Annotated in this window: 18 protein-coding genes; 13 read left to right on the top strand and 5 right to left on the bottom strand. The window is 39.2% G+C overall.

The genetic code is table 11. The features are described from left to right. Positions 1–58: 58 nt before the first annotated feature. The 5 genes from ACJVDH_RS08455 to ACJVDH_RS08475 all read left to right on the top strand — a co-directional run bounded on the left by ACJVDH_RS08455 (position 59) and on the right by ACJVDH_RS08475 (position 6,085). A complete protein-coding gene (locus tag ACJVDH_RS08455) occupies positions 59–736 on the top strand; it encodes a response regulator transcription factor (protein WP_443947125.1) in 678 nt (225 codons plus the stop codon). Beyond that, complete coding sequence (locus ACJVDH_RS08460; RefSeq protein WP_443947126.1) at positions 733–1,986, top strand: sensor histidine kinase; 1,254 nt, start codon at positions 733–735, stop codon at positions 1,984–1,986. The genes ACJVDH_RS08455 and ACJVDH_RS08460 overlap by 4 nt, the downstream gene beginning before the upstream one ends. 287 nt (positions 1,987–2,273) lie before the next feature. Further along, positions 2,274–2,915, top strand: a complete 642-nt coding sequence (locus tag ACJVDH_RS08465; RefSeq protein WP_443947127.1) for a (2Fe-2S)-binding protein — start codon at positions 2,274–2,276, stop codon at positions 2,913–2,915. Further along, on the top strand, positions 2,912–3,892 hold the full coding sequence (locus ACJVDH_RS08470; RefSeq protein WP_443947128.1) for an FAD binding domain-containing protein: 981 nt from the start codon (positions 2,912–2,914) through the stop codon (positions 3,890–3,892). Before ACJVDH_RS08465 ends, ACJVDH_RS08470 begins: the two co-directional genes overlap by 4 nt. Positions 3,893–3,895: 3 nt before the next feature. Beyond that, complete coding sequence (locus ACJVDH_RS08475) at positions 3,896–6,085, top strand: xanthine dehydrogenase family protein molybdopterin-binding subunit (RefSeq protein WP_443947129.1); 2,190 nt, start codon at positions 3,896–3,898, stop codon at positions 6,083–6,085. Between the two features lie 121 nt (positions 6,086–6,206). Here ACJVDH_RS08475 and ACJVDH_RS08480 read toward each other — a convergent pair whose 3' ends face one another. After that, the gene (locus ACJVDH_RS08480; protein WP_443947130.1) at positions 6,207–7,991 is read right to left on the bottom strand and encodes an ABC transporter ATP-binding protein; all 1,785 of its coding nucleotides are present in this window, start codon (positions 7,989–7,991) and stop codon (positions 6,207–6,209) included. A gap of 643 nt (positions 7,992–8,634) precedes the next feature. On the opposite strand from ACJVDH_RS08480, the gene ACJVDH_RS08485 reads away from it, so the two are divergent. Then, the gene (locus tag ACJVDH_RS08485; protein ID WP_443947131.1) at positions 8,635–9,300 is read left to right on the top strand and encodes a lipid-binding SYLF domain-containing protein; all 666 of its coding nucleotides are present in this window, start codon (positions 8,635–8,637) and stop codon (positions 9,298–9,300) included. Positions 9,301–9,336: 36 nt separating this feature from the next. Here ACJVDH_RS08485 and ACJVDH_RS08490 read toward each other — a convergent pair whose 3' ends face one another. Continuing rightward, the gene (locus tag ACJVDH_RS08490; RefSeq protein WP_443947132.1) at positions 9,337–9,471 is read right to left on the bottom strand and encodes a hypothetical protein; all 135 of its coding nucleotides are present in this window, start codon (positions 9,469–9,471) and stop codon (positions 9,337–9,339) included. Positions 9,472–9,555: 84 nt separating this feature from the next. Then, positions 9,556–11,034 carry an aminotransferase-like domain-containing protein gene (locus ACJVDH_RS08495; protein ID WP_443947133.1) on the bottom strand — a complete coding sequence of 493 codons (1,479 nt, stop codon included), beginning with the start codon at positions 11,032–11,034 and terminating at the stop codon, positions 9,556–9,558. Between the two features lie 64 nt (positions 11,035–11,098). Here ACJVDH_RS08495 and ACJVDH_RS08500 point away from each other — a divergent pair, with 64 nt between their 5' ends. From ACJVDH_RS08500 to ACJVDH_RS08525, 6 genes are all read left to right on the top strand, one after another. Beyond that, on the top strand, positions 11,099–12,961 hold the full coding sequence (locus ACJVDH_RS08500; protein ID WP_443947134.1) for a TonB-dependent receptor plug domain-containing protein: 1,863 nt from the start codon (positions 11,099–11,101) through the stop codon (positions 12,959–12,961). Between the two features lie 162 nt (positions 12,962–13,123). Continuing rightward, on the top strand, positions 13,124–13,312 hold the full coding sequence (locus tag ACJVDH_RS08505; RefSeq protein ID WP_443947135.1) for a hypothetical protein: 189 nt from the start codon (positions 13,124–13,126) through the stop codon (positions 13,310–13,312). Positions 13,313–13,397: 85 nt separating this feature from the next. Continuing rightward, complete coding sequence (locus ACJVDH_RS08510) at positions 13,398–14,195, top strand: HipA family kinase (RefSeq protein WP_443947136.1); 798 nt, start codon at positions 13,398–13,400, stop codon at positions 14,193–14,195. Further along, entirely contained in the window at positions 14,173–14,556 is a 384-nt protein-coding gene (locus tag ACJVDH_RS08515; RefSeq protein WP_443947137.1) for a DUF3037 domain-containing protein, read from the top strand. Before ACJVDH_RS08510 ends, ACJVDH_RS08515 begins: the two co-directional genes overlap by 23 nt. A 23-nt stretch (positions 14,557–14,579) precedes the next feature. Further along, positions 14,580–16,490, top strand: coding sequence for an AAA domain-containing protein (locus ACJVDH_RS08520; protein ID WP_443947138.1), 1,911 nt, complete (start codon positions 14,580–14,582; stop codon positions 16,488–16,490). Between the two features lie 169 nt (positions 16,491–16,659). Then, positions 16,660–17,034: a response regulator gene (locus ACJVDH_RS08525; RefSeq protein WP_443947139.1), complete on the top strand. Its 375-nt coding sequence runs from the start codon at positions 16,660–16,662 to the stop codon at positions 17,032–17,034. Here the strand turns inward: ACJVDH_RS08525 and topB are convergent. Further along, on the bottom strand, positions 17,027–18,880 hold the full coding sequence (gene topB / locus ACJVDH_RS08530) for a DNA topoisomerase III (protein ID WP_443947140.1): 1,854 nt from the start codon (positions 18,878–18,880) through the stop codon (positions 17,027–17,029). The genes ACJVDH_RS08525 and topB overlap by 8 nt on opposite strands. Positions 18,881–19,082: 202 nt before the next feature. Here topB and ACJVDH_RS08535 point away from each other — a divergent pair, with 202 nt between their 5' ends. After that, positions 19,083–19,526: a hypothetical protein gene (locus tag ACJVDH_RS08535; RefSeq protein ID WP_443947141.1), complete on the top strand. Its 444-nt coding sequence runs from the start codon at positions 19,083–19,085 to the stop codon at positions 19,524–19,526. On the opposite strand, the gene ACJVDH_RS08540 is transcribed toward ACJVDH_RS08535, so the two are convergent. Then, positions 19,523–20,308, bottom strand: a complete 786-nt coding sequence (locus tag ACJVDH_RS08540; RefSeq protein ID WP_443947142.1) for a murein L,D-transpeptidase catalytic domain family protein — start codon at positions 20,306–20,308, stop codon at positions 19,523–19,525. The two genes, ACJVDH_RS08535 and ACJVDH_RS08540, sit on opposite strands and share 4 nt — an antisense overlap. Between the last annotated feature and the right edge of the window lie 27 nt (positions 20,309–20,335).

Below are 20,335 nucleotides of genomic sequence, written 5' to 3' on the forward strand. Positions count from 1 at the left end.
ACTTTTATAAGTGGCCGTATATTTTAAAGGTTAAAGAACAAAATGATTATTTTACAACATGAAAATACTGGTTGTTGAAGACGAACAAGCCTTGTCTGAAAGTATACTCGCTTATTTTACCGGCGAAGGCAATATATGCGAACAGGCATCAGATTTTGCATCAGCAAGTGAAAAAATAGAATTGTATAGCTATGATTGCATTTTGCTTGATTTGGGCCTTCCGGGTGGCGAAGGTCTTGCGCTTTTATCGCGGTTAAAGCAATTGAATAAACGAGATGGCGTGCTCATTATTTCTGCACGTCATTCTTTAGATGACAGGCTTGCAGGTTTGGATCTTGGTGCTGATGATTACCTGGTAAAACCTTTTCACCTTTCTGAACTAAAAGCCAGAGTGAGCGCAATTGTACGGCGAAAAAATTTTGATGGAGACAATATCATCCGTTTAAACGAGATTAATGTAGATGTACAGGCCATGAAAATTCTGGTTAAAGAAAAAGCCATAACCCTTACCAAAAAAGAATTTGATCTTTTGGTGTATTTCCTGTCCAATAAAAACAAAGTGGTTACCAAAAATGCGATGGCTGAACATCTTTGGGGCGATGAAATGGATTTGTCTAATGATTTTGATTTCATTTATACACACGTAAAAAATCTTAAAAAGAAACTCGCAGAAGCTGGTGCAAAAGATTACATTAAATCTGTTTATGGGATAGGTTACAAATTCGCCACAGAATGAAATTAGCAGAAAGATACAATAGGGTAAATATTTTAACTGCCGTTATTGTGCTGATGATTACCGGCGCTATTTACTATCTGTTCATCCATTTAATTTTAACCAATAAACTCGATAAAGATTTAGAGGTTGAAGAGAATGAGATTAAACAATATACAGAAGCCTACCACAAGTTACCACTGCCGGCGAGTTTCCTTGATCAGCAGGTGTCTTATGCCGAATCTACCAAAAATGCTTTGCGCGAGTTTAGTTACACAACCTATTACAATGCCAAAGAGAAAGAAAGCGAACCCGGAAGAAAGTTGGTGACCACAGTGAAACTAAACGGAAAAAATGTTCAGGTTACCATCATTAAATCGCGCGTAGAGTCAGAAGATTTGGTGCGCATTATTCTCTTAATTACGCTTGGCGTAACCATTATCCTACTGGGTTTACTTTTTCTGATCAATCGATTTTTCTTAAATCGGTTGTGGCAGCCATTTTACAAAATCTTAAAGGGAATGAAAACTTTCGAGGTGAGTAAAATGGAAACCATCAGCAACGAACCGACAAAAATAGATGAGTTTATAGAACTTAATCAATCCGTAAATGCGATGGCAGAACGGGTAAGAAAAGATTACAAAGAACTGAAAAGCTTTACCGACAACGCGTCGCATGAAATGATGACACCATTGGCCGTAATCAACTCAAAACTCGATTCGCTTTTACAGACCGATGCATTTACGGAGCAGCAAGGAGCGTTGTTAGAAGATATTTATCAGGCAACCGGGAAATTATCCAGATTGCATCATGCTTTGCTTCTTCTGGCTAAAATTGAGAATAATTTGATTCCTGGCCTTCAGGATGTTGATATGAAAGCGCTGGTAGAAGGGAAAATCAGGCAATTTCAAGAGTTATTTGAACGGGATGAATTGTCTGTTGAATTTTATCTCGAGGAAAAAATGCTGACCATGAGCAGATATCTGGCTGATATTTTACTTAACAATTTATTTAGCAATGCAGTAAGGCATAACATCAGAAACGGGAGAATTATCATCCAACTTTCGCCTGCAGCACTGGTTGTATCCAATACCGGAAAAAATTTCAAATCGATAGATCGTCTTTTTGATCGTTTCACAAAATCAACCGAATCAGATGGAATGGGATTGGGGCTAGCCATTACCAGGCAAGTTTGCACGTTATACGGTTATGAGATTGAATATACCAAAGAAAATGATTTGCATGTTTTCTCTGTAGTTTTCAAACCTGTTTAAAGACCAACTAAAATCATAAAATCTTTATTACAAAGCGTAAATCCGATTATACGATCTAAAGATTTGATTATCTTAATTTTTTGTTTGATTTCAATACGCATTTTGCCATTTACGTCATGTATTTTTGAATCATTAGGGCCTTAACATTTCATTTAATTTTTTAATGGTGAAAATGAGGCGAAATTGAATGCAAACAAGGCGAAGATTAAGGTGTTATTCAATTGCATAGCTTGCTTAAAGCAAAGCCTAGTATTTACGCCAGATTAACAAAACATAATTTAACCCCAATGGCAAAAAAGAAAGAGGATAAAGACCGTCAGTTGAGTATTGACGCCAAAAATCCAAGAAGGGATTTTCTTAAACAATCCAGTTTTTTGACCGCTCTAGCACTTACGCCGGCACCGTTGCTCGCTGCGTCTGAAAAGCGTGTAGATGAAAAAGTTGCCGAATACATGGAAAATGTTCCGGTAAGCTTAAACATTAACGGAAAAGTTCAGAAACTTAGAATAGATCCAAGAACGACCTTACTTGATCTTTTGCGCGAAAATCTTCAGCTTACAGGCACAAAAAAAGGATGCGATCATGGTCAGTGCGGCGCTTGTACCGTTCACGTTGATGGCACACGCGTATTGTCTTGTTTAACTCTTGGAGTGATGGCTCAGAATGCAGAAATCACAACAATTGAAGGTATCTCTAAAGGGAAAAAGCTTCATCCAATGCAAGAATCTTTCATTAAAAATGATGGTTTTCAATGCGGCTATTGTACTCCGGGGCAAATTATGTCTGGAATTGCGTGTATTAAAGAAGGACATGCAAACAGTCGTTCAGAAATTAGCGAATATATGAGCGGTAACATTTGCAGATGTGGTGCTTACCACAACATTGTTGATGCTATACAAGAAGTTAAAGAAAACGGAGGTCTGATATGAAGCAGTTTATATATGTTAAAGCTGCTACAGCAGATGCGGCATTAAAAGCGCGAAAAAATACCGGATCAATGTTTATTGCCGGCGGTACAAACCTTATCGATCTGATGAAAAAAGGGGTATACACGCCAGATAAATTGGTGGATATTACCGCACTTAATTTTAAAGAAATTGTATACAGCAAGGGCAAAACGAGTATTGGTGCACTGGCAAAAAACAGTCAGGTCGCAGAGCATAAACTGATACTGGAAAAACATCCATTATTGGCTTTGGCACTGGCCGCAGGTGCATCTCAGCAAATTCGGCACATGGCAACTGTTGGCGGCAATATGTTACAAAAAAATAGGTGTGGATATTATTACAATACCGATATGCCTTGTAATAAACGCAACGAAAACAGCGGCTGTGGCGCTTATGAAGGTGCAAACAGAATGCATGCTATTTTTGGTGCTTCAGAAAATTGCATCGCAGTTCATCCGAGTGATATGTGTATCGCACTTGCCGCTTTAGATGCAGAGGTTTTAATTTCTACAGGCAAAACGGTTAAGAAAATGCTGTTCACAGATTTTCATCGTTTGCCAGGTAATACACCACATTTGGACAATAATCTGAACGCTGGCGAAATGATTACGGCTATTGAAATACCCGAACATAGATTTACGAAAAATATACACTATTTAAAAGTTAGAGACCGTACAAGTTATGCCTTCGCTTTAGTATCGGTTGCCGTAGCGTTAGATTTGGAAGGTTCGACCATACGCGATGTTCGCATTGCACTCGGTGGCGTTGCATCCAAACCTTGGCGACTTAACAACGCAGAAGCGTTTTTAAAAGGGAAATCAGTAAATACCACAATCTTTGAACAGGCAGCTGCGCTGGCTATGAATGGAGCAAAATCTTATGGAGAAAATGATTTTAAACTTCAGTTGGCACCCAATTCAATCGTAGAAGCACTAAAAATTGCAGCAGCTAAATCATAAGCCATGAAAAAGACAATGAACTTAAACCGGGTAGACGGCTTTGCTAAAGTAACCGGAACGGCAACCTATGCTGCAGAATATAAAATAAAAGATACCGTTTATGCCTGTTTGGTTGGAAGTACTATAGCTAAAGGGAAAATTGATGCGTTGGATACGCGTTCAGCAGAAAAGGCGCCAGGCGTTTTGGCGGTCATATCTCATAAAAATCTAAATGCACCACTCGGCTACAGTAAAGAAAAGTCTTCCGTAAACCTCGGTCAGCCACTTCAAATTTTTAAAGACAACACTATTCAATATTACGATCAGCCCATTGCGGTTGTGGTAGCAGATACTTTTGAACGTATGAAATATGCTGCAACATTAATTACGGCTAAATACAGTAAAGAAGTACACCAAACCAATTTAAGAGAGGTAATAGATGGCGGCAGAATGCCAGCAGGCCAGCGCGGAAAAGACTATTTACGCGGTGATGGCGAAGCACATAAAAAGGCAGATGTAATTATCGATGTAGAATACGTGCAACCAACTGAGGTGCATAACCCGATGGAATTAGCCAATATTATTGGTTTGTGGAACGACAACAAACCTACGCTATATACGAAAAGTCAGGGCGTAGAAGGAACACGTGCCAGTGTTGGCGATGTTTTCGGCATTCCGCCGGAGGATGTAGCTGTGCATGCTCAATATCTTGGTGGTGCCTTCGGTATGGGATTACACACCTGGCCCTACGAAATTGCCGCTTTGATTGCTTCTAAAGTTGTTTCCAGGCCTGTTAAATTGGTTTTACACCGGGAACAGATGTTTACAAATGTTGGCTTCAGACCTTACACCATTCAGAATATATCGATGGGCGCATCTCGCGATGGCAAAATTATTGGTATCGTACATGAAGCTACTGCGCAAACATCCGCCTATGAGGATTTTACAGAAGCAACCGTGAATATGTCGAGGTTTATGTATAAAAGCCCTAATCTCGCAACGCGTTACCGTCTTTCTTCATTAAATACCTGTACCCCAATATGGATGCGCGGACCGGGAGAAGCTACAGGATCTTTTGCTTTAGAATGTGCCATGGATGAAATGGCGTTTAAACTGGGCATTGATCCACTGGACTTTAGACTGCGCAATTATGCAGAATTTGATCAGGAACGAAACAAACCTTGGAGCAGTAATCACCTGAAAGAATGTTATGAAATGGGAATGGAGAAAATTGGCTGGAAAAACAGGTCATTAACTCCGGGTGCACTGAAAGAAGGCGAATGGCAAGTAGGTTATGGAATGGGCTTAGGCACTTTTGGATCGGGGAGAAATGCTTCATCTGTCAGAGCAAGTTTTCATGCCGACGGCCATTTGTCTTTGCATTGCAGTGTTAACGATATGGGGCCGGGAACTGCAACCATGATGACCGCAATTGGTGCAGATGCCACCGGAATTGTAGCAGAAAACGTTTCCATTGAAATGGGAAGCAGTGGTTTGCCAAAAGGACCGACACAAGGTGGTTCTGCAACAACATCATCGGTTGGATCTGCTGTGGTAGAGGCTTGTGAAAAACTAATTGCAGATGTTGTAGCGCTTGCAGTAAAAAATAACCGTTTTGCAGGATTAACCCCTACGGATCTGGTGTATAAAGAAGGTACAATTTCTACTAAAAATGCAAATATTTCAATGTCGGTTACTGAATTACTTAGTTCCAGTCAGTTAACTGAATTGTCTGCAACCGTAAATTCTAAAAATACAGAAGAAGCCGCAAAATATTCTATTTATTCTTTCTCTGTACATTTTGTAAAAGTGTTGGTGAACCCAAAAATCGGGAAAGTAAGATTAGCACACGTCGTTTCTTGTGCAGATATTGGTACGGTAATTAATCATAAAACTTCTGCCGGTCAAATGTTTGGAGGTGCTGTTGGCGGTATCGGAATGGGTTTAATGGAAGCATTGGAAATAGACCACCGCTTTGGGCGTGCGATCAATAACAACTTTGCAGATTACCACGTACCCGTTAATGCGGATATTGAAAAACAAGAAGTTTTATTCGTAAATAAAAAAGATCCGTATAGCAACCCAATGGGAACCAAGGGTTTGGGTGAAACTGCGTTGGTTGGCATGGCGCCTGCATTGGCCAATGCGGTTTTTAATGCTACCGGAAAGCGCATTAGGCAATTGCCAATTACTCTGGATAAAATTATCGCCTGATTTAAGATATGACAAAAAAACCGTTCGAAATGAGGTTGGTTTATTTTAATCCAATCCCCATTTCGAACGGAACGCAGTGCAGAAAAGTTTTTCATCTAAACACCTGCAATTTTATGCATAGTTAGTTCATCATCAATTCATCCAACTTGTTAAGCTCTTCAACAAGTTTTCTTTTTCCAACTTGCTGCCTCCACATGGCATAATACAAGCCTTTTTGATCAATCAGTTCTCCGTGGTTACCACTTTCAACAATATTTCCATTTTCCAGTACGTAAATACGGTTTGCATGCATAATTGTAGATAGTCTGTGCGCAATAATTAGCGTAATGTGGTCTTTCAACTGCGAAAGTTTATTTACGGTTTTCGTAATTTCCTCTTCTGTGAGTGAATCCAATGCCGATGTTGCCTCGTCAAAAAGCAAAATATTTGGACGTCTTAATAATGCCCTGGCAATGGATAAACGTTGTTTTTCCCCACCAGATACTTTTACACCACTTTCTCCAATTAAGGTGTCTAAACCATCCTGCGCTCGCGATAGTAAGGATTGGCAAGCTGCTTTATTCAATGCTTCCATACATTCTTCATCTGTGGCGTCTGGTTTTACAAAGCGCAGATTGTCACGTATGTTTCCAGAAAATAACTGTGTATCTTGCGTTACAAAACCAATTTTGCGCCGCAGTTGATCCAGTTCTATTTCATCAGAGTGTGTTTTATTGTACAGCACATCGCCAACCAAAGGTTTGTATAAGCCCACCAAGAGTTTTATCAAAGTAGTTTTTCCAGATCCCGACGGACCAACAAATGCGACGGTTTCACCCTCTTCTGCATGAAAAGAAATGCCATTCAATGCGTTTCTATTGCTGTGTTTATATTTGAAAACAACATCTTTAAATTCTACGTGATTGATACGTTTAATATCCGCGGGGTTTTCCGGCACAGGCTCAATCGGCGTCTCCATAATTCTTTTAAAATTTCCAAAAGAAATTTGCGCCTCTCTCCAGGTTAAAGCCATATGTCCAAATTCTTGCAAAGGACCAAATAAGAAGTATGAGTACAGCAGAAAGCTGAAATACTGGCCTGCAGAAATTTCTTTATCAAAAATAAGCATTAACATGACTACAACCATTGTGCTGCGCACAACATTAACAGTCGTACCCTGTATAAAACTCAGCATCCGCAGAATCTTGGTTTTCACAATCTCCAGGTTCAGGATTTTGTAGGTCGCCATATTTAACCGCTCAATTTCCTGATTTCCCAGTCCGTGGCTTTTAACCAATTCTATATTTCTGAGCGATTCTGTAGAACGCCCCGCCAAAACAGACGTTTTAGATATAATTGCACGATGTACAACCTTAACTTTTTCAGATAATTTCCAACTCAAATAAGTAATGATTGGTACTGAAGCAATAAATACGATGGTAACTTTATAACTAATTAGAAAAGAGTAAACGCTAACGAAAATTATCCCAAATACAGCCATAAACGTTACGTTGATAGAGGATTTAATAAAGTTTTCCGAATCACTTCTTACCCTTTGCAACATATCCAATTTTGCTCCACTTCGTTGCTCCTCAAAAACATAAAAAGGCATAGCTAATGAATGTTTCATACCATCTGCATACATTTCTGCACCGGTTTTTTGCGCTACAGTAATGGTGAAAAAGTCTTGAAAATTATTGGCTATTCTGGAAATAAATGCGGCGCCAATTCCTAAACCAATCAAGGTTAAAATGCCGGTAAAATATTCGTGCTTAGAAAGGAGATCTCTTTTGTTGATATAATCATCTACCAGTTTCCCGGTAATTAGTGGCTCAACCAGTGAAAAACTTTGGTTAATGGCGGTCATGAGCAGCGCAAGCAATACAATATATTTATGTTTTTTGAGGTAGCTAAGCAGTATCTTCATACAATCGGCATGTTAAATTATTGGGTTATTGTGTCTTATGATTTTAGTATGCGTGTTTAGTAACATCATTTTAAGCGAATTGATTTAATAAATTGGATATTTTGCATAATATTTTTCCAATAGATAATCATTTTATGGTTTTACCCACTCAATTTGTATCCCTGTTACAATTACGATACCGCCAGACTAAAATTATGCCAGAAATGAGCCTCTAAACTCTTCATTTAGTTTATGGAATATGCACTTTCTTTTGAAACGATAAATTTTGACCTCTTTTCATTTGAAACAATAGAAAGCTGTCTGTGAATGGGAGGAAATTTAGTCAGATATTCTCAATTTGTTAAAGATTTCCTAACAATTACTTTATGAGCGTAGTGTCAATTTTTAATGATTAAAAACTTAGGAACCGATGATTGAGGAATTTTTCACTTCATGGATGGACAAATTGTAGAATTTTTCCCCAGGAAATACATTAACTCTTAATCCTGTCCAAAGTCATCAATATGTTTTTTTGATATATTCAATAAGGTTTTTTTTGTGGGACGTTAAATTATTTTGTTGCTTTATCCGTTATTAACCGATGGGATTTACCGACGAATAAAATATACAATCCCCAAAAAAATATATGATGAAGTTCCCAATAATGAAGAATGCCACAGTAGCATTGTTGCTTGTATTAACTATTTCTTCTGGCGCTGTAATGGCTCAGGAAAAACAAGAAAAAAGAATCGAGGCCGCAGCCTCTACTTTTGCAGATTTTACCGAAATGAAGGAGTCTATCCCTTCAAAACTTTTTGCCGTAACCGAGGGAATTATCATCGTTCCAAAAATGATTAATGCCGGTTTTGTAGTGGGCGGTAAACGTGGTAGAGGTGTGGCGATGATAAAACGTGATGATGGGAGTTGGAGCAATCCAGTTTTCGTAACCATAACCGGAGGCAGTTTCGGTTTACAAATCGGTGTTCAGGCGGTAGATTTGGTATTGGTTTTTAAAAATAGCAGCAGTCTTACTGATATCAAGAAAAGTAGTTTTACACTAGGTGGTGACATATCTGTTGCTGCGGGACCAGTTGGCCGGAGTTCTACTGCAAATACCGATTATAAGCTAGATGCAGAAGTATATTCTTATTCAAGAAGCAAGGGGCTATTTGCCGGAATTTCTTTAAATGGTGCAGCGTTGGCTATTGACGAGGATTCTAATCACGAATTTTATGGTGATCAAATGGATGTAAACCAGATTTTTAACGCCGAAAATAGCGATGAACCAACGGTTGTAAAATTGAAAGCGGCCTTGTCTGCATTAAAATAATAAAGTGTTTTTTTGAGCCTGCCGGAAAGGAGCGTTTTACAACAACGCAACTACCGGCTGGCTTGCCATTTCTTCTGGTTGATCTTCTTTTACAGCCAAAGCAACTGCCAATGCAAAAAGTATAACCATTAAACACACCATCATCAATTCAAAAGAGTCTAATTTTTTCATAAGGTTACTTAAAGATTTGTTTCTGTTTAAACTCTGCGAATGATGAAAAGTTTTGAAAAATGCATAATGAATGCTTTTAAAGCCTTATTCCAGTTCTTCCACCGATTTTTTGAGCAATTCTAGTGCGTTTTCCATTTCAAGAAGATTCATGTTGCCAAAACCCAATCTCGTAGCTCTTATGTTTTTTGTTTGATAGAGGATTGTTTTGGGTAAAAACAATCCGTTTGCGGCACATTTTTTTTGGAGTTGTACCAGGTTAATCGGTTTCAACCATTCTACCCAAACGGCCAAACCGCGTGCGGGCACCTGATAACTGATTTTTCCGCCAAGTTTGTTGTCGAGCAGTGATATAAAATGATCGCGCCGTTCTTTGTATACTTTTCGGTTTTTTTTTGAAAGCCGATGTACTTCTCCATCCTGAATCCAATCGGTTAAAACCTGTTCTTTAATTACGTCAATACCAGGTTCAAGAATATTTTGGTGTTTTTCCAATTCCTGAATGAATACTTTTGAGGCCACAACGAAACCATATCCAAAACCCATTGGCAACGACCTTGCAAATGAACCGATATACACTATACGTTCATTTGAATCAAAAGCACTTAACGGTAATATCGGGTTGTTGTCGTGGTGAAAATCAAAATCATAATCATCTTCAAGAATTACAAAATTGTATAAAGTTGCCATTTCGAGTATCTCTATACGGTTTTTTGCGCTCAAAGCAATTGTTGTGGGGTAATGGTAACCAGAGGTGAGGTATAAAATTCTGATGGTTTGCGACTTGCAAATTTTTCTAAGCTGCACAGTATCAATTCCGTCGTCATTCATTGGTATCGATACAATTTGCGCACCGCTATCAGACAAGGTCATGTTAGAAAGATAGTAACTTGGCGTTGCCACCACCACTTTATCGCCCGGCGAAATCAGTAACTTGATTACCAGATATAAACTTGCTTCATGGCTGCCGGTTGTTAATAATTTTTCTGAGGAAATCCGGATGCCACGTGTTAGGTTCAGGAAATTGGTAAACTGAAGCTTAAAATTTTGATGTGCAAGCGTACTTATTTCTGCCCAGGATTTGCTGGTTTTTTGTCTTTTTAGTTTAGAAACATATAGTTTTCCCAGAACATCTGTATGTACAAGGCGCAAATCGGGCATGCCATCGTTAAACTGTATCGGAAGGTTACTTACCTCCAGCGGGCTTTCCAGAATAGAAGATTGCTTAAACGTAAAACCAACGTAAGGCTCGGTTTCTGCTGTTTTAAGATCAGCGCTTCCTTTAATTCTGTTCTGCTGTACAGATAAAATGTACGTGCCTGCATTTGGCTTTATTTCTATAAACCCTTGTGCTTCTATGTCTTGAAAAGCTTTTATTAAAGTATTTCTATTGATTGAAAACTCTTTACACAAAACCCGCGTACCCGGTAATTTTGTACCTTCTGGCAGTAAACCCAGTTGAATGGCTTTAATAAATTCAAAAACAATTTGCAGGTAAACAGGTGTTCCATTTTTTGGTTTAAGCTGGATGAAACTTTTGAGGGGAATTTGAACCGGACTATTCATTTTGTGTAAACTGGTATACTTTAATGGTACGGCAAGATACTACTTTTGCCAAAATTTAATTTGAATGAAAAAACTTTACCTGGCTTTGCCTTTACTGTTTTGTGGAAATCTGTTTGCACAATCCCAAAGGGATACAGTTATTACCATTAAAGATGTTGTGATTAGTGAAAATCGTTTTGATACGCCAATTTCTAAACAGAATAGAAATGTCTACGTGATTGATAAAACGATGATTGCCAAACTTCCGGCCCGTACACTTCAAGAAATATTACAATATGCAAATGGAGTAGATTTGCGCCAGCGCGGCCCTTTTGGCGGTCAGGCAGATATTAGTATAGATGGCGGCAGTTTTGAGCAAACCGTTGTTTTGCTTAATGGCGTAAAAATTATTGATACACAAACTGCGCACAATATGTTAAATCTGCCTGTCCCGGTAGAAATGATTGAGCGTATAGAAATTATTAGAGGACCGGCTGCGCGTATTTATGGGATTAACAGTTTAACCGGTGCGATAAACATCATTACCAAAAAGCCCACAAATTCTGGTGTATTTATGAGCACTTATGCCGGGTCAAACTTTGAGAAAGATACTGAAGGAAGTGGAAATACATTTTACGGCGGAGGCGTTCAGCTTGGCGGAGTTCTAGCCAAAGAAAAACAACAGCATTCGCTCTTTGTTTCTCGCGATCAAAGCAATGGCTACCGTTTTAATACCAAATTTGAAAATACAAAATTGCTTTACCAGGGCAACTTTCAATTGGATAGCCTAAATGAAATCATGACGGCTTTTGGCTACACCAACAATGATTTTGGCGCTAATGGTTTTTACGCAGCACCCGGCGATCGCAATTCTACTGAAGCCGTTCAAACTACTTTGGCTTCTATCCAATCCAAGCACATATTGTCTGATCGTTGGACGTTAATGCCGCGTTTGAGTTATCGTTACAATTTTGATGACTACCGTTATCTGGGCAGCAATACAGATGTTGGCAGAAGCAAACATTATACAAATTCTTTTGCCGGAGAGGTAAATACCGCGTATAAAACCAATACCGGAGAGCTCGGTTTTGGTGCAGAATTGAGAAGTGAAGACATCAACTCCTCTAATATTGGAGCGCATAGCAGAAGAAATTTGGGTGTTTTTGCGCAGTACAGAACTTACTTATTTAAAAACTTCAACGTAAACCTGGGTACATATCTTAATTACAATTCTGATTATAAATGGCAGTTATATCCTGGCCTTGATGCCAGTTATGCCATTAGCGAGAGTGTTAAAGTTACAGGTAGCGTTGGTACAAGTCAAAGAATACCATCGTTCACAGATCTCTATTTAGACCAGCGTCCGGGAAATATCGGGAACACAAATTTAAGTCCGGAGAATGCTTTTCAAAGTGATTTAGGTCTAAAAATTGGTCATCAGAAATTTAGTTTCAATACCAATGTGTTTTATCGGAACATCAGCAATTATATAGATTGGGTAAGAATGGTATCAACAGATCCCTGGCAAAGCAATAATTTAGGAAATTTGGTGACCCGTGGTATTAATGCACGCGCAGTTTATCCACTTGATTTGAATAAAAACGCCAAGCTTAATATCAACTTGTCTTACTCTTACCTCCATTCAGAATTTAAAAATATGCAGTCGCAGTTGGCTTCTAAGTATTTAATCTCTTCACTTAAACACCAGCTTACCAACACAGTTGATTTTCAGTATAAAGGTTTCTCTGTATTGGCTGCAACAAGACTTAATCAACGCGTTTCGGGTGCATCATACTGGATCAATGATCTTCGCGTTAGCCAGTCGTTAGGTAAATTTTCGATCTACGCAGATGCTCAAAACATTTTTAACACAACGTATTTTGAAGCTGGAGCCATTCCTTTGCCATCAAGATGGTTTAGTTTAGGTGTAAAGTTTAGCTCTATGTAAAAGGCGTAATTCGCTTTATTTAAACCCGCTGAAGATTTTAATCCTAATCTTTCAGCGGGTTTTTCTTTTTGTTTTTCTGCCGATTAAGGGAGTAAACAGGCCATGTGTTTAAACATTTTTTCAGCTGTGCTGTTTACTAAGCAAAACCAAAAATCATTTGTTATGGAAAGATCAGAAATCACATCTCTATTAGAGGTAATCAACCAACAGGTTAATTCAGCAATTTTGGGCGGCCGCGATGATGATTATGAAGAATTAGAATCTATGGGACTAATAAAAATAAATCGAGATGCCGTGCAATGGTCTGCAACAATGACGCCTGCCGGCAACGCCTATCTGGGCCACGATTAATGGCAAATACTTTACATTGTTATTATCAGAAATGTCCTAAATTTGTGCCTTTTACTGGCAGATAAAGTCGGTATTTGAATAAATTATGAACGATTTCCAACCTCAGTTGAGAACTGTAAATGTAATGCGTTATGTAACGCCATTACGCGAAGGTGGCTCAATGCCGGCAATTGCCGAAGCCGACGACGGGTTTCTATATGTACTAAAATTTAGAGGTGCCGGGCAAGGGCCACGCGCATTAATTGCAGAATTAATAGGTGGCGAAATTGCGCGTTTACTTGGCTTACGGGTTCCGGAACTGGTATTTGCAGAGCTTGATGAAGCTTTTGGCCGTACAGAAGCCGATGAAGAAATTCAGGATTTACTGAAGTTTAGTGAAGGTTTAAATTTGGCCTTACATTATCTTTCCGGTGCCATTACTTTTGACCCAACCGTTACCACTGTTGATGAAAAACTTGCTTCGCAGATTGTTTGGCTGGATTGTTTTCTGACCAATATGGATCGCACCTGCCGCAATACAAACATGCTTATCTGGCATAAAGAATTATGGTTAATTGATCACGGTGCATCGCTATATTTTCACCATTCTTGGCAAAACTGGGAAGAACAGGCAAAACGGCCTTTCACACTGGTAAAAGATCATGTTTTATTACCTTGGGCATCAAAATTGGAAGAAGTTCATGAAGAGTTTTCTGCAATATTGAACAGCGAAAAAATCAGGAAAATTGTTTCACTTATTCCAGATAGCTGGTTAGAAGGCGAACAACATTTTTCGAGTATTGAAGAACATAAAGTGGCTTATGCTAAATTCCTGGAAATTAGGCTGACACATTCCGATTTGTTTTTAAAAGAAGCACAGCATGCAAGACAGATTTCTATTTGAGTATGCCGTGATCCGTGTGATGCCAAGGGTAGAACGCGAAGAATTTTTAAACGTGGGCGTTATTTTATACTGCGCAAAGCAAAAGTTTTTAAACAGCTTAATTTTGATTGATGAAGAACGGCTAAGTATTTTCGGGCCAGAATTGGATCTGGCTGCAGTTTCTAAAAATTTGTACGCATTCAAAAAGATAAGCGAAGGAGTTAAAGGTTCTGGTCCAATTGGGCAATATGATCAACCATCCAGGTTTAGGTGGCTAACCGCAACACGCAGTACCGTGGTACAATGCTCAAAAGTACATCCTGGGTTTTGCATCGATCCGAACGAAACACTTCATAAATTAATGGAACAATTGGTGCGCTAACCATCATTTTTATACAAAATCCTTTGCCAAAAGACTATTTCAATCATCTTAAAGATTTGTTGCGCATAGAGCGCGATGAAGACCTCCGATCGTATTTAAAAGTTACAGAAAACACATCTGCCGCCGAAAGGCGTGCGCTGGGTTTAAGCTGGTTTCCAATTGCCATTCGCAATACGGAAATTGGACGTGGAGATTACCTAACTGTAGAAATTGAGCGAACTACACATCAGGAATTATCGCACCAGTTTCGGTTCGGATCGTCCATCGTCTTGTTTTCCAATTACAATGCAAAAGAAGATCGGATAGAAGGTATCATAAATCACATCGGTGGTAACCGAATGAAAATTAGTTTTCGCGTAGATGAACTTCCCGATTGGAGCAGTGATGGCAAACTTGGAATTGATTTACTTTTTGATAACAACAGCTACGATGAAATGCAAAATGCGTTAAAACAAGCGTTGATTCGGGCAGATAATGAACAGGAAAACAGGTTAATCCGCGTGTTAACTAAAGGGTTAAAACCAACTTTTGACGCGCATGAAAATGAGACTGAATTTGCACTATTAAATCCATCTCAACAACTTGCTGTGCACAAAATAGTATCAGCAAATGATTTGGCCATCGTTCATGGTCCGCCGGGAACCGGAAAAACCACAACGCTGGTTCAGGCAATCCAAGCCTTGGCTAAAAAAGATCAGTCGAAGATTCTGGTCGTTGCACCAAGTAATACTGCAGTAGATTTGTTGACAGAAAAATTGGCTGCAGCAGGACTAAATGTGATCCGTGTTGGCAATCCATCTCGCGTATCAGAAAGGCTTTTATCGTCTACTTTAGATCGAAAAATGGCGGATCATCCGGAGATGAAGCAAATTAAACAATGGAAAAAACAGGCCAATGAATATAAAAACATGGCGCACAAATACAAACGGAGTTTTGGCAAATCTGAGCGCGAGCAGCGTAAAGCCTTGTTTGATGAGGCGCATAAAATTGGTCGTGAAGTAGAAAAAGCAGAACAATACATCATTGAACATTTATTTGATTCTGCGCAGATTATTACTGCAACATTAATTGGGGCAAACCACCACACTGTGCGCAACTTGCGTTATAAAACCATTGTGATTGATGAAGCAGGGCAGGCGCTGGAGCCGGCTTGTTGGGTGCCTATTTTAAAAGCAGAAAAACTGGTGTTGGCCGGAGATCATTTCCAATTGCCACCAACAATTAAATCCAATCAGGCTGCGCAGCAAGGATTGGCCCAAACCCTTTTAGAAAAATTGGTCTCAATACATCCAGAATCTGTAGTGTTGCTAAATGAGCAATACCGAATGAACCGGCAGATTATGGAATATTCTTCTCAGGTATTTTACCAGAAACAACTGAGTGCTGCCGTAAAAGTTGCCGATCAGGTTTTATTTGCAAAAGATAAACCGCTACTTTTTATTGATACTGCCGGTTGCAGTTTTGATGAAAAATTAGAAGGTACGAGTACAACTAATCCAGATGAAGCCGTGTTTTTAGTTAAACACCTCTCAGCTTTGGTAGAAGATATCGAGAAGATAGGATTGGATAATTTCCCTACTATTGCCGTAATTTCGCCGTATAAACAGCAAGTTCATTTGTTAGATTCGTATATCCGTGCAAATGAAATATTGCTGCCATTTCAGGATAAGATTTCTGTAAATACGATAGATAGTTTTCAGGGACAAGAAAGAGATGTTGTCTACATCGGACTAACCCGAAGCAACACGGAAGAAAATATTGGTTTTTTATCCGATACCAGAAGGATGAATGTGGCGATGACCAGGGCAAGAAAAAAACTAATCGTAATTGGAGACGGCTCTACACTTGCAAAATCAAAATTTTACACCGGCTTTATTGAGTATTCAGAAAAGTTAAATGCATACCATAGTGCGTGGGAATTTATGGACATATAACTTAATATTATGGCAATATGGTGGTGTTTTAATGTTTGGCTAAGTTTTATTTTTGAATAACGGTCATCCCGATCATTTATAGCATTTGGCAACGAGACTGGTTCTAAAACCATCACTTTGGCGGTAAGCATTGAATCTTTGGGATTATTGTACAACCAACGAGGTAAACATGCTAAAAAATGTAAATGTTTTAATTGCTGATGATAGTGAACTTATGCGGGTGGTAATGGAGGCTTTCTGCAAAAAACTCAACTCGTCTTTAATTGCAGGTACCGATAACATTACCGATACCTATCGTATTCTACGAAACAATCACTTTGATTTACTTTTCCTTGATATTTCTATGCCGCAGGGGAATAACCACCACGGCACCATAACAGAGTTGTTAGAAATACAACCCTGGTTAAAAATTTGCATTTTTTCAGGATATGAAAAATCTGCGCTGGCCCCTGCTTTTTTAGCCGCGGGTGCCGTTAGTTTCATTCAGAAAGATGAAAATATGGCAAACTCCGTTCAGGAGATGGTTCAGAAGGTTTTTAATTAGTCGCGATAACCGGTTTCTCTACAATTCTATCCGAAATTGATGCACCAGCAACCAACAATTCTTGCGTAATGGTTTTTGTGTACTGCGTAATTTCACTCTTAAAATCAACGACAGACGAGCCCGAACGGATTTCTTCCAGTCGTTTTTCCCATTGTCCGGTTAATTCTGCCTGCGCAATCTGCTTGTCTTTTACTACTTCATAAACAGCCAAACCTTTGTGAGTAGGTACCAGATTTCGTTTTTCGCGCCTAATATATTCACGGGTAATCAAGGTTTCAATTATAGATGCGCGTGTTGCCGGTGTGCCCAAACCACTATCTTTCATTGCATAACGCAATTCTTCGTCTTCAATTTCTTTTCCGCAGGTTTCCAGTGCTTTTAGCAAAGACGCCTCGTTATACATTGCTTTTGGCTTTGTTTGTTTTTCGAGCAGATATTTTTCTGTAATCGGTAAGAGCTCGCCAACGCTAACTTTTGGTAAAGCCGCATTGTCTTCATCCTTTTTATCATCTTCTACTTCATTAAATACTGAACGCCATCCTGCAGAGCGGATAACAGTTCCGTTTGCCATAAAGGTAATGCCAGATTGGATGGTGATTTTTGTGATTTCCTTCAAACATTCCTGATGGAAGGCTTCTACCATCCGGCCAACTACCATGTCGTAAATGGCTTGTTTATCACTGCTTAATCCGTATGCCGTTTCGCCAGTTGGTAAAATAGCGTGATGGTCTGTTACTTTTTTTGCGTTTACGCTGCGCTTATTCAAGTTAACAGTTTGAAGAAACTGAACCTGTTTTCCAAAATCCGGATGATCCGTAAATTTCTCCAGCAAGCTTGGAACGGTGGCAAAAATATCATCGCCAATATAGCGAGAGCCTGTACGTGGATAAGAAACCAGTTTGCTTTCGTACAAATTTTGAAGCAAGCTTAAAGTTTGATCGGCAGTAAATCCTTTTTTCTTATTTGCTTCTTGTTGCAAGCTACTTAAATCATGTAACAAAGGCGGTGGTTCTTTTCTTGGTTTGGCCTCAACAGCGGTAATATTTCCACCGTTAGGGAAACCAGAAGGCACATCTTCAACTGTTGCAAAAATGGCTTCGGCCTCTGCCTTGTCTTTAAAATTACTCGTAGAAACAGCTTTAAAAACCTGTTCGTCTTTGATCAGAAGGATACTGATCTGATAGTAAATCTGTGGAACAAAGTTTTTAATTTCCAGATAACGTGCGCAAATCATCGCTAGTGTAGGCGTTTGCACACGGCCTAATGACAAAACGGTTCGGTTCCCTGCAGAAATGCTGAGCGCCTGTGTGGCATTCATCCCGACAAGCCAATCTGATTCTGAACGGCAATGCGCCGAGTTAAAAAGTGTATCGTATTCAGTTCCAGGTTTCAGGTTTCTGAACCCGTCTTTAATCGCCTCATCGGTCTGAGAAGAAATCCAAAGCCGTTTGAAAGGTTTTTTACATTTCAGATAGTAGTAAATATATCGGAAGATGAGTTCACCTTCGCGCCCCGCATCCGTTGCTACAATAATTTCTGTTGCTTCATCAAAAAGTTTTCGGATGGTTTCCAGTTGTTTTTTAACAGCGGGATCTTCTACAAATCCATCTTTGGTTTTGATTTTGCGGATAGCCAGTTTAAATTTTTGCGGCAACATGGGCAAATGCTGTTTGCGCCAGCCGATAAAACCATAATCTTGCGGAGGAGCCAATTGTAATAAATGCCCGAAAGCCCAGGTAAATGAATATCCTTTTCCCTCAATATATCCATCTTTCCTGGTGGTGGCACCGAAAACTTTTGCCAGTTCACGGCCAACAGAAGGCTTTTCTGCAATTACAATTTTCATTAATGCAAATGTTTGTTAAACCTCAAAGATGATAAAATTATCCTGTTTGGCGCGTTAAAAATTACTCACAATACCAATTTTTACCTTCCGAAAAACATTATGGCAATACAACTGTATGGATAGAGTAACCGGAAAAAATTGACTATCAAAGCTTAACAAATCAGCTGGAGGAAGATCTAAAAGATAATCACCGGGTTTTAATATGGAGAAAATTTATCACTTGGCAGAATGTGCAATACGGGTAGAATTAAACGAAAAAATAATTCGGGTACATGGCAATTCGGCGCTTTGGAATTACCTTGACGACAATAGGATCGAAAGACTTGCTTTTTTGCTGAAAGAAATAAAAAATGACTATCTACAACATTATGGTACACAACTTAATATTGCACTAGACTCTTTAATGGTTGAGGTTATGGTACATGTATATTGCGACTATCTGGGTTTAAAGTTTAACCGTATTGTCCGGATAGGGTGGATACAAAAGCTTATGAATAAACTGTTAGAACGTGCAGAAGTTGTAGACTGCGGCGAGCGCAGTGTTGATGGCAACCGCTGGTTGTGGGATTTTCTTACGCGTTACAAACGCCCAATTTTTAACCTGATACCAGAAAAATTGGGCGCCGAAAATTTGAAAAAAAATTAATCCATTTGTGCGGCCAGTAACTTTGTTGTAGCTGGAACCATATTTGCCGCTAATGTTTCATTCAGATAATTTGAACGGTAAGCCGGCTGAGTTTTATTAATAAACAATACCGTACGATCTGAAATGGTATTGATGATTAGATCTGATAATTTTGTTGGAACAGCCGGGCAACCCTGGCTTCTGCCCAAACGCCCCAATTGGTTGATGGTTTCTTGGCAAACATATTCTGCGCCGTGTACCACGATAGCACGTTCACGGGCATTACTGTTAAAACCCTGATCCATTCCATCTAATTTTAGCGATCGGCCGTGTTTTCCATAATAGGTTTCTGCTGTTAGGTAAAAACCAATACTGCTTTGATTGGAATTTGGAATATTAGAAAATGCATCTGGTTTATCACCGCCGCTGTTTTGCCCGTGGGCAACCCAGGTATTAATCAGCAATTTCTTTTTATCCAGATCAATAATATAAAGTCTTTTTTTACAGCTTTCCTGATCAAAATCGGCAATTGTTAGAATAGATTTTGAGTGCAAATGGCCAGAGTATTTAAGGTTTAAATAACCGGTTAATGCTTTTTCAAAAACAAATTCATTTAGCCCGGCAGAATCTAGCCTGGCGCTGTAATACAGGTCCTGAATATATTCGTTGTACGAACTGTCTTGAGCCATTTTTTCGCTGGCAAAACGTTTGGTTTCTCTTTTATCCCGAGCAGCTTCATCGCTTCCAAAAATGCATACACTAACCCAAAGGATTATGGCCATGCCCACCACACTTATCTTCATTCTTAATGTTTGATTGATTAACTTCTT

This window comes from Pedobacter terrestris, assembly GCF_052343045.1.
Classification (GTDB): domain Bacteria; phylum Bacteroidota; class Bacteroidia; order Sphingobacteriales; family Sphingobacteriaceae; genus Pedobacter.

Excerpts from the sequence above, each read along its gene's own strand:
- ACJVDH_RS08490 (WP_443947132.1), bottom strand. The coding sequence starts at position 9,471 with ATGAAAAAATTAGACTCTTTTGAATTGATGATGGTGTGTTTAATGGTT.
- ACJVDH_RS08455 (WP_443947125.1), top strand. The coding sequence starts at position 59 with ATGAAAATACTGGTTGTTGAAGACGAACAAGCCTTGTCTGAAAGTATA.
- ACJVDH_RS08470 (WP_443947128.1), top strand. The coding sequence starts at position 2,912 with ATGAAGCAGTTTATATATGTTAAAGCTGCTACAGCAGATGCGGCATTA.
- topB (WP_443947140.1), bottom strand. The coding sequence starts at position 18,880 with ATGAAAATTGTAATTGCAGAAAAGCCTTCTGTTGGCCGTGAACTGGCA.
- ACJVDH_RS08480 (WP_443947130.1), bottom strand. The coding sequence starts at position 7,991 with ATGAAGATACTGCTTAGCTACCTCAAAAAACATAAATATATTGTATTG.
- ACJVDH_RS08510 (WP_443947136.1), top strand. The coding sequence starts at position 13,398 with ATGAACGATTTCCAACCTCAGTTGAGAACTGTAAATGTAATGCGTTAT.
- ACJVDH_RS08540 (WP_443947142.1), bottom strand. The coding sequence starts at position 20,308 with ATGAAGATAAGTGTGGTGGGCATGGCCATAATCCTTTGGGTTAGTGTA.
- ACJVDH_RS08460 (WP_443947126.1), top strand. The coding sequence starts at position 733 with ATGAAATTAGCAGAAAGATACAATAGGGTAAATATTTTAACTGCCGTT.
- ACJVDH_RS08535 (WP_443947141.1), top strand. The coding sequence starts at position 19,083 with ATGGAGAAAATTTATCACTTGGCAGAATGTGCAATACGGGTAGAATTA.
- ACJVDH_RS08465 (WP_443947127.1), top strand. The coding sequence starts at position 2,274 with ATGGCAAAAAAGAAAGAGGATAAAGACCGTCAGTTGAGTATTGACGCC.
- ACJVDH_RS08515 (WP_443947137.1), top strand. The coding sequence starts at position 14,173 with ATGCAAGACAGATTTCTATTTGAGTATGCCGTGATCCGTGTGATGCCA.
- ACJVDH_RS08485 (WP_443947131.1), top strand. The coding sequence starts at position 8,635 with ATGAAGAATGCCACAGTAGCATTGTTGCTTGTATTAACTATTTCTTCT.
- ACJVDH_RS08525 (WP_443947139.1), top strand. The coding sequence starts at position 16,660 with ATGCTAAAAAATGTAAATGTTTTAATTGCTGATGATAGTGAACTTATG.
- ACJVDH_RS08495 (WP_443947133.1), bottom strand. The coding sequence starts at position 11,034 with ATGAATAGTCCGGTTCAAATTCCCCTCAAAAGTTTCATCCAGCTTAAA.
- ACJVDH_RS08475 (WP_443947129.1), top strand. The coding sequence starts at position 3,896 with ATGAAAAAGACAATGAACTTAAACCGGGTAGACGGCTTTGCTAAAGTA.
- ACJVDH_RS08505 (WP_443947135.1), top strand. The coding sequence starts at position 13,124 with ATGGAAAGATCAGAAATCACATCTCTATTAGAGGTAATCAACCAACAG.
- ACJVDH_RS08500 (WP_443947134.1), top strand. The coding sequence starts at position 11,099 with ATGAAAAAACTTTACCTGGCTTTGCCTTTACTGTTTTGTGGAAATCTG.